Source organism: Vibrio sp. V43_P6S15P86 (assembly GCF_009904725.1).
GTDB classification, from domain to species: domain Bacteria; phylum Pseudomonadota; class Gammaproteobacteria; order Enterobacterales; family Vibrionaceae; genus Vibrio; species Vibrio diabolicus.
Genome location: NZ_WXWT01000448.1, coordinates 1 through 9,590, shown reverse-complemented (window position 1 = coordinate 9,590; position 9,590 = coordinate 1). Strand labels below are relative to the sequence as shown.

At 47.5% G+C, this 9,590-nt stretch carries 7 protein-coding genes; all 7 read left to right on the top strand.

Features of this window, described 5'->3' with window-relative positions:
* The first annotated feature begins 212 nt into the window (after positions 1 to 212).
* Positions 213 to 926: a GntR family transcriptional regulator gene (locus CAG69_RS20055; protein ID WP_005395069.1), complete on the top strand. Its 714-nt coding sequence runs from the start codon at positions 213 to 215 to the stop codon at positions 924 to 926.
* Between the two features lie 12 nt (positions 927 to 938).
* Positions 939 to 1,835, top strand: a complete 897-nt coding sequence (gene prpB, locus CAG69_RS20050) for a methylisocitrate lyase (protein ID WP_161445869.1) — start codon at positions 939 to 941, stop codon at positions 1,833 to 1,835.
* 130 nt (positions 1,836 to 1,965) lie between these two features.
* Positions 1,966 to 3,108: a bifunctional 2-methylcitrate synthase/citrate synthase gene (gene prpC, locus CAG69_RS20045; protein WP_161445867.1), complete on the top strand. Its 1,143-nt coding sequence runs from the start codon at positions 1,966 to 1,968 to the stop codon at positions 3,106 to 3,108.
* A gap of 156 nt (positions 3,109 to 3,264) precedes the next feature.
* The gene (acnD, locus tag CAG69_RS20040; protein WP_161445865.1) at positions 3,265 to 5,856 is read left to right on the top strand and encodes a Fe/S-dependent 2-methylisocitrate dehydratase AcnD; all 2,592 of its coding nucleotides are present in this window, start codon (positions 3,265 to 3,267) and stop codon (positions 5,854 to 5,856) included.
* Between the two features lie 9 nt (positions 5,857 to 5,865).
* Positions 5,866 to 7,062 (top strand): 2-methylaconitate cis-trans isomerase PrpF, encoded by a 1,197-nt coding sequence (prpF, locus tag CAG69_RS20035; protein ID WP_161445863.1) that lies wholly within the window; start codon positions 5,866 to 5,868, stop codon positions 7,060 to 7,062.
* Between the two features lie 57 nt (positions 7,063 to 7,119).
* Positions 7,120 to 8,997: a propionyl-CoA synthetase gene (locus tag CAG69_RS20030; RefSeq protein WP_161445861.1), complete on the top strand. Its 1,878-nt coding sequence runs from the start codon at positions 7,120 to 7,122 to the stop codon at positions 8,995 to 8,997.
* Between the two features lie 190 nt (positions 8,998 to 9,187).
* The coding region (locus CAG69_RS20025; protein WP_161445859.1) for a GNAT family N-acetyltransferase at positions 9,188 to 9,590 on the top strand (403 nt) is incomplete at its 3' end.

Here is a 9,590-nt window from a genome sequence, read left to right as displayed (position 1 = left end):
ATGTTAAGAGGTGTTTTGCTGTCGACAATTTATTTTTTCCTTCGCAATTATCCCTCCATCAAGCCCGTAATAGACGATTTTCTTCGATTTAAATTACGACCTTAGTCTAAATTGTCGACAATTTACTTGATTGTCGACACTTTGATCGACTACTTTATATTCAGGTTAAGAAATTGTAGACATTTTGATGTCGGTAACGTGAGTATCTGAGTATGAACTCTGAGTTGAAAACTCGTTATAAAGTACTGGGTTCTGAGAAAGAACACACCAAGTCAGAAACACTGACAGAAACACTGATTGAAGTCATTGTGAATGGCGATGTTAAGCCTGGCCATAAAATCTCGGAGCCTGAACTGGCGAAGAAATATCAAGTCAGCCGTGGTCCTTTGCGTGAAGCATTAATGCGTTTAGAGGGGCTAGGGCTCATTGAACGTATTCCTCATGTCGGGGCTAGAGTGACCACTTTTTCTCCAGAAAAGCTGATAGAACTCTATGCGGTTCGCGAAGCGCTAGAAGGTATGGCGGCAAGGTTAGCAGCGCGACATATTACGCAAGAAGAGCTCTTGAGCTTGGAAATGCTATTGTCGACACATTCTAAGCACATCGATCAAGTGGAGGGAGCCTCTTACTTCCATCAGCATGGAGATTTTGATTTTCACTATCGTATCATCCAAGCAAGCCGAAACAGCAAGCTGATTTCTCTGCTGTGCGACGAGCTTTACCACTTGTTACGCATGTATCGCTATCAGTCACCGCGCGCGCAATCTCGTCCAAATGAAGCGCTGACTGAACACAAATTCATTCTGGAAGCCATCCGTAATCGCGATGAAGAGCTTGCAGAAATGCTGATGAGAAGACACATCTCAGGAAGTCGGAAGCTCATCCAATCGCAAATTATACATACAGAAAGTTTAGACAAAGACTAGAAGGAATTCGTCATGAGCTTAACACCGGGAGCGAAGTTCAGACTCGCTATTGAACAAAACAATCCGCTACAAATTGTTGGCACCATTAACCCTTACTGCGCCATGATGGCGAAAAATTTGGGGCATCAAGCGATTTATTTGTCTGGCGGCGGTATTGCAAACGCGTCATACGGATTGCCGGATCTCGGTATTACAACATTGAACGACGTACTGGTCGATGTTGACCGCATCACTAACGCGTGTGATTTACCGCTATTGGTCGACATCGACACCGGTTTTGGAGGCGCATTTAATATTGCTCGCACGATCAAAGCAATGGAAAAGGCGGGTGCTGCTGCGGTTCATATGGAAGATCAAGTCGCACAGAAACGTTGTGGGCATCGTCCGAACAAAGCAATTGTGAGCCAGCAAGAGATGGTTGATCGCGTAAAAGCAGCGATTGACGCACGCAATGATGAAAGCTTCGTGATTATGGCTCGTACAGACGCGCTAGCTGTTGAAGGCATGGACAGTGCAATTGAGCGTGCGATTGCGTGTGTGGAAGCTGGCGCAGACATGATCTTCCCAGAAGCGATGACCAAGCTGGATCAGTACCTTCAGTTCTCAAACGCACTTGAGCAAGCAACTGGAAAGCACGTTCCTATTCTGGCGAACATTACCGAGTTCGGCGCAACGCCACTGTATGGCTGCGACGAGATTGCAAAAGCGAAAGTCGATATGGTGCTTTACCCGTTAAGTGCGTTCCGAGCCATGAACAAAGCCGCTGAAACGGTTTATAAGCATTTGCTAGAAGTGGGCAATCAGGAAGCTTTGGTTGATTCAATGCAAACACGCAAAGAGTTGTATCAGCACCTGAACTACCACGATTACGAAGACAAACTTGACCAGCTATTCTCTGAAGGAAAATAGCGGGAAAAGAAAAGATAGACGGAAGCCCAAGAAAAGATAATCGGAATTTATCTAATTCAATAACGTGAAATTCGTCTGGCTAAAACACGCTCCAAAGAGGGCAAAGCCAGACAGAAAAGGAGTTCAAACAATGTCTCAAACTGCAGAAAAGAAAGCAGAGTTAGGTGGTGCAGGCCTACGCGGTCAAAGCGCCGGAAGCACAGCTTTATGTACTGTCGGAAAAACGGGGACCGGTCTGACTTATCGCGGTTACGATATTACTGACCTTGCCAATAATGCTCAATTTGAAGAAGTTGCACATCTTCTGTTACGCGGTCACTTACCAACTCAGAAAGAACTGGATGCGTACAAGACACATCTCTTAAACCTTCGCGGCTTACCAGCTGAGCTTAAGCAAGCGTTAGAGCTTATTCCTGCTACTGCTCATCCAATGGATGTGATGCGTACTGGTTGTTCTGTGTTAGGAAACCTAGAGCAGGAAATGAGCTTCGATGATCAATTGCATTCGACGGAACGTATGCTGGCGCTTTTCCCAGCTATCATCTGTTACTGGTATCGTTTTAGTCACGATGGCGTTCGTATCGATACAGAAGATCAAACCGAAGACTGCATCGGCGGTTACTTTTTGCGATTGCTTACAGATAAAGAGCCATCAGCGCTACACAAGCAAGTGATGCACTGTTCCTTAATCCTTTACGCTGAACATGAATTCAACGCATCAACTTTTGCAGCGCGTGTTTGTGCATCAACGTTGTCAGACATTCATTCTTGTATCACGGCAGCAATCGGTACGCTTCGCGGGCCACTTCATGGCGGCGCAAACGAAGCAGCGATGGAAATGATTGAAGATTGGCAAACGCCAGACGAGGCGGAAGCGAACATCATGAAAATGCTGGCCAACAAAGACAAGATCATGGGCTTTGGTCATGCCATCTATCGCGAAAGTGATCCTCGTAACGCGTTGATTAAGCGCTGGTCTAGAGAGCTGTCACAGCAAGTCGGTGATACACATCTATATGCTGTTTCTGAGCGTGTGGAATCAGTGATGAAGCGAGAGAAAGGTCTGTTCTGTAATGCGGACTTCTTCCATGCATCGGCTTACCACTTCATGGACATTCCGACCAAACTGTTCACACCGATTTTCGTGATGAGCCGTTTAACTGGTTGGGCAGCACACGTGTACGAGCAACGCGCGAACAACCGCATTATTCGCCCAAGCGCAGATTACACAGGTCCAGATCATCAAGAATGGGTGCCTATCGAGAATCGCTAGCGCGAAGGTCAACGAGGGCATTATATGCTTTGGTTGACCACCTCCTTCCTTTGTCATTCTCTCTAGCAGAGGAAGGAGATCCTCTCATCACTGTGTTTCTGGAGCAATGGAAAACCTTGATGAAGGCAAGATGTAAAGACTGAATGGAAGCAAACCATGAACACAAATATTAATACCCAATATCGTAAGCCGCTTCCGGGAACTCAACTGGATTATTTTGATGCACGCGAAGCCGTCAATGCCATTTCTCCTGGAGCCTATGAAACACTCCCTTATACCTCTCGCGTGCTAGCTGAGCAACTGGTCCGTCGCTGTGACCCGAACACATTGACAGATAGCCTGAAACAGTTAATTGAACGCAAACGCGATCTTGATTTTCCTTGGTATCCAGCACGCGTTGTTTGTCATGACATTCTTGGTCAGACCGCTCTAGTCGATTTAGCGGGTCTGCGCGATGCCATTTCAGATCAGGGCGGCGATCCTGCAAAAGTGAACCCAGTGGTTGAGACACAATTGATCGTTGACCACTCTTTAGCGGTTGAACATGCGGGCTTTGACCCTGATGCCTTCGACAAAAACCGCGCGATTGAAGAGCGCCGTAATGAAGACCGATTCCACTTTATCGAGTGGTGCAAAACAGCGTTTGAAAACGTCAGCGTGATTCCAGCTGGGAATGGCATCATGCACCAAATCAACTTGGAAAAAATGTCTCCTGTGGTACAAGCAAAGCAGGGCATTGCCTACCCAGACACCTGTGTGGGTACGGACAGTCACACGCCTCACGTAGACGCTCTTGGTGTTATTGCGATAGGTGTCGGTGGTCTGGAAGCAGAAACCGTCATGCTTGGCCGACCATCAATGATGCGTCTACCAGATATTGTCGGTGTCAAACTGACGGGTAAACGTCAACCGGGCATTACCGCAACGGATATTGTCCTCGCGATTACTGAGTTTCTGCGTAATGAGCGTGTGGTATCTTCATATCTTGAATTCTTCGGAGAAGGCGCACGTGATCTAACGATCGGAGACCGCGCAACGATTTCAAACATGACACCAGAATACGGCGCAACAGCTGGCATGTTTTATATTGATGAGCAGACCATCAATTACTTGAAACTAACTGGTCGAGATGAAGAACAAGTTGCTCTAGTAGAAAATTACGCAAAACAAACCGGTCTTTGGGCAGACGATCTTGATAGCGCCGTTTACGAGCGTGTACTTGAGTTCGATTTATCATCAGTTAGCCGTAACTTGGCTGGTCCGTCAAACCCTCATCGTCGTTTACCAACTTCTGAGTTGGCACAGCGCGGTATTTCTGGAGCGTGGGAAGAGAAAGAAGGCGAGTTGCCAGATGGTGCAGTGATCATCGCTGCTATTACCTCATGTACGAATACCAGTAACCCAAGAAACGTGGTTGCTGCTGGCCTTGTGGCGAAGAAAGCCAACGAACTTGGTCTTGTACGTAAACCTTGGGTGAAATCGTCTTTTGCTCCGGGTTCTAAAGTTGCACGCTTGTATCTGGAAGAAGCGGGCTTATTACCAGAGCTAGAGAAGCTTGGCTTTGGCATTGTTGGTTACGCATGTACAACTTGTAACGGTATGAGTGGTGCGCTGGATCCAAAAATCCAACAAGAGATCATCGACCGTGATTTATATGCGACAGCGGTGCTTTCTGGTAACCGTAACTTTGATGGTCGAATCCATCCGTACGCCAAACAAGCTTTCTTGGCTTCACCACCATTGGTTGTCGCTTATGCGCTAGCGGGTACCATTCGTTTTGATATCGAGCGCGATGCACTGGGCACTGACCAACATGGCAAACCAATTTACTTAAATGATTTGTGGCCAAGCGATGAAGAGATCGATGCAGTTGTCGGTACTCATGTTAAACCTGAGCAGTTTAAGCAAGTTTACATTCAGATGTTTAAGCTGAATGATCAAGAGCAAAATCCCAACCCGCTGTACGACTGGCGTCCGATGAGTACCTATATCCGCCGACCACCGTACTGGGAAGGTGCGCTAGCGGGAGAAAGAACATTGTCTGGTATGCGTCCATTGGCGATTCTGGGCGACAACATCACCACTGATCACTTATCACCATCCAACGCGATTCTCGCAAGCAGCGCAGCAGGTGAATACTTAGCGAAAATGGGTGTGCCAGAAGAAGATTTCAACTCTTACGCGACTCACCGTGGTGACCACTTAACGGCGCAACGCGCGACCTTCGCTAACCCAAAGTTGTTCAATGAAATGGTGAAGGAAAACGGCGAAGTCGTGCAGGGATCTCTGGCGCGTGTAGAGCCAGAAGGGCAGGTGGTTCGTATGTGGGAAGCGATTGAAACCTACATGAATCGTAAACAACCATTGATCGTGGTGGCTGGCGCGGATTACGGTCAGGGTTCATCTCGTGACTGGGCAGCAAAAGGCGTTCGATTGGCGGGCGTAGAAGCCATCGTTGCCGAAGGCTTTGAGCGTATTCACCGTACTAACTTGGTTGGCATGGGCGTACTGCCGTTGCAATTCAAACCAGGTGTAAACCGTAATACGTTAGAACTGGATGGTACGGAACTTTACGACGTAGTTGGCGAGATTAAACCGGGTGCGGATCTGGCCTTGGTTATTACGCGTAGCAACGGCGATAAAGTTGACGTTCCTGTTACCTGCCGCCTAGACACCGCTGACGAAGTTCACGTGTACAACGCAGGCGGTGTTTTGCAGCGTTTCGCGCAAGATTTCTTGGCGCAATAAGGAGTGGGTATGGAAAGCAAAACTCCGAATCAAATGAGCCAAATCAAAGTGCCGGCGACGTATATGCGTGGCGGCACGAGTAAAGGGGTCTTTTTCAACCTCGACGATTTGCCACAAGAAGCGCAAGTGGCAGGCGAAGCTCGTGACAAACTCTTGTTGCGTGTTATCGGCAGCCCAGATCCGTACGCAAAGCAAATTGATGGCATGGGTGGTGCGACGTCAAGCACTAGTAAAACAGTGATTGTTTCGCGCAGTAGCCGCGACGATCACGATGTCGACTACTTATTCGGACAAGTATCGATTGATAAGCCATTTGTAGACTGGAGTGGGAACTGCGGTAACTTGTCTGCCGCTATCGGGCCTTTTGCTATCCATGCTGGCCTGATCCCGCAAGATCGTATTCCAGAAAATGGCATTATGACGGTGCGTGTTTGGCAGGTGAACATCAGCAAAACCATCTTGATTCACGTTCCAATTGTTAATGGTTTCGTCCAAGAAACCGGCGAGTTTGAGCTTGATGGCGTGACGTTTCCAGCCGCTGAGATTCAAGTCGATTTCGTTGACCCTTCTGATGGCGAAGGCAGCATGTTCCCAACTGGCAACTTAGTCGATGATTTGGTGGTGCCTGATGTGGGTACGTTTAACGCTACCTTTATCAACGCAGGTATTCCAACCATTTTCATTGATGCTGAGTCGATTGGTTACCAAGGCACGGAACTGCAAGATGACATCAACAACGATGATGCAGCATTGGCGATGTTCGAATCTATCCGTGCGCATGGCGCATTAAAAATGGGTCTGATTTCTGATTTAGAAGAAGCTCAAACACGCCAACATACGCCGAAAATAGCGTTTGTTTCTAAACCGAAAAGTTACCTGTCTTCAAGTGGTAAAGCCGTTAATGAGTCGGATATTGATGTGCTCGTTCGCGCGCTGTCGATGGGCAAGCTTCATCATGCAATGATGGGAACCGCAGCCGTTGCTATCGCTTCAGCGGCGTGTGTGCCGGGTACGTTGGTTAACTTGGCTGCTGGTGGCGGTGAAAAAGAGTCAGTGACTTTTGGCCATCCGTCAGGAACGTTAAAAGTTGGAGCACAAGCGAAGCAAGCTGAACAGGGCTGGGTGGTACACAAAGCCATCATGAGCCGAAGTGCGAGAATACTAATGGAGGGATTTGTGCGTGTACCCTCTGATGTCTTTGAGTGAAAAGAACGGTCTTTGAATAGAACGAGAGCAATGTCAGGACATACTGGAGGAAGCAATATGTCTTCATACGAAAAAGAATACTTATGGGCGAAGAATGAACCGGAGAGTTTTTGGCGCGCTCAAGCGGAGAATATCGATTGGTTCGAATCTCCTAAAACTATCTTGAAATCTGATGAGAACGGCATCGAACGTTGGTTCCCAGATGGAGTAATGAATACGTGCTGGTTAGCATTGGATTACCATTGCGAGCAAGGACGGGGTGATAATACGGCACTCATTTATGACTCGCCAGTAACCGGCAATAAAACCACGTATACCTATAGTAACCTGCTTGACCAAGTGGCAAAAATTGCCGGCATGCTGTCTGCCCAAGGCGTTGAAAAAGGCGACCGAGTCGTTATTTACATGCCGATGATTCCAGAAGCCGCAATGGCGATGCTAGCCTGCGCGCGTTTGGGGGCGATTCACTCCGTTGTATTCGGTGGTTTTGCACCTAATGAACTTGCTGTACGAATTGAAGATGCAGAGCCGAAAGTCATCATGACGGCGTCATGTGGGATTGAGATCAACAAAGTTATTCCATATAAGCCAATGGTAGACAAGGCCATTATGGACAGCCGATGGAAGCCTGAAAAAGTATTTATATTCCAGCGTCCTGAGTGCGAAGCCGATCTAAACCAAGAAAGAGATCTGGATTGGCAGCAAGAGTACAACCAAGCGTTGCCACACGGTTGTGTTCCGGTGTTAGCAACCGATCCGCTCTACATACTTTATACATCGGGTACGACAGGTAAGCCGAAAGGCGTTGTGCGTGATAACGGTGGCCATGCTGTCGCGATGAAGTACTCCATGAGCGCAATCTATAACATTCCTCAAGATGGCGTCTTTTGGGCGGCATCTGATGTGGGCTGGGTAGTAGGGCACTCTTACATTGTTTACGCTCCACTGATTCACGGTTGCACTACTATCCTATTCGAAGGCAAGCCCGTCCGAACACCGGATCCTGGCGCATTTTGGCGAGTGTGTGATGAATATAAAGTAGATGCGTTGTTCTCTGCACCAACGGCGTTTCGTGCGATTAAGAAAGAGGACCCGGAAGGCGAGCACTTAAAACAGTACGACTTGTCGAATCTGAAAACCATCTTTATGGCGGGAGAACGCCTTGACCCTCCGACACTGGAGTGGGTTCAGAGCAAAGCGGACAAGCCCATCATTGACCACTGGTGGCAAACCGAGACGGGCTGGGCCATCGCGGGCAACCCGACAGGTGTCGAAATGATGCCAGTTAAAGCGGGTTCTTCGACGAAGCCAATTCCGGGTTATCAGGTCGAGATTCTGAATGAACTTGGAGAGTCGGTCGGGCCTAACCAACAAGGTTTTGTCGCATTAAAACGTCCGTTGCCACCGAGTTGTCTGCCAACGGTTTGGCGTAACCATGACCGTTTTGAAACTGGTTACCTCAGCCAATTCCCTGGCTACTATGTGTCAGGTGATGGTGGCTATTTGGATGAAGACGGTTACCTGTTCATTATGGGACGTATTGATGACGTGATTAATGTCGCGGGGCATCGTTTATCGACAGGCGAAATGGAAGAAATTGTCGGTGGTCATCCGGCGATTGCGGAATGTGCAGTGGTGGGTATTCACGATGATCTGAAAGGGCAACTCCCACTTGGCTTTGTGGTACTTAAAGATGGTGTCAAAGTGGACGAGCTTGATCTTGAAGGTGAGCTTGTTGGCAAGGTACGTAGTGAGATCGGTGCAGTTGCCTGCTTTAAGCATGCATTGGTTGTAGATCGCTTACCGAAAACACGTTCGGGTAAAATTCTGCGCCGAACCATACGTCAAATAGCCGATGGTGAAAAATACACCGTTCCGTCAACGATTGATGACCCAAGTAGCTTGAACGAAATTGAACGAGTGTTAAGACGTTAATTAAAACTCAATTCTAACTAACCCCTGATCCTCGAACTCTGTAGGTTGGTTCTGCCTCTGTACGCTTATTAAGTGCAGGGGCTTTTTTGTTTGTAGATAGCGTAAACGTCTCGTGCAGGCAATTTTGTGACTTGCCAATACTGCATTTTCCTCACAAACTACAGCCATTCAATTTTTAGTGACCCTTTGTATGACCACGTTTGTAATTAAATCTGCGTGTTTTAGCGACCTTGAGTCGCTCAACGACCTTATGTTTGAGCTGCATGATGAGCATCATCTTCAATCTCCTGAGCTGTTCAAAACTGCAGAGGAGATAGAGCAAGAAAAGAGTATTGCTCGATACATTGATGATCCTGAATGTCTTGTTTATGTAGCAAAACAAGGAGATGAAATTATTGGTTTTATCTCTGGTCATTTCTGTGAACTTGTTTCTACCGTCAGTCAGCCGGTTATGATGGGAAGTGTGGATGAGCTCTATGTGTTACCTGAGTTTCGGAAACAAGGCACGGCTCAGGCATTGATTAACAAAATTGAGTCAACGTTCTCTGATTACGGTGCAAAACAGATGTTTGTTGAAGTATGGCACTTTAACC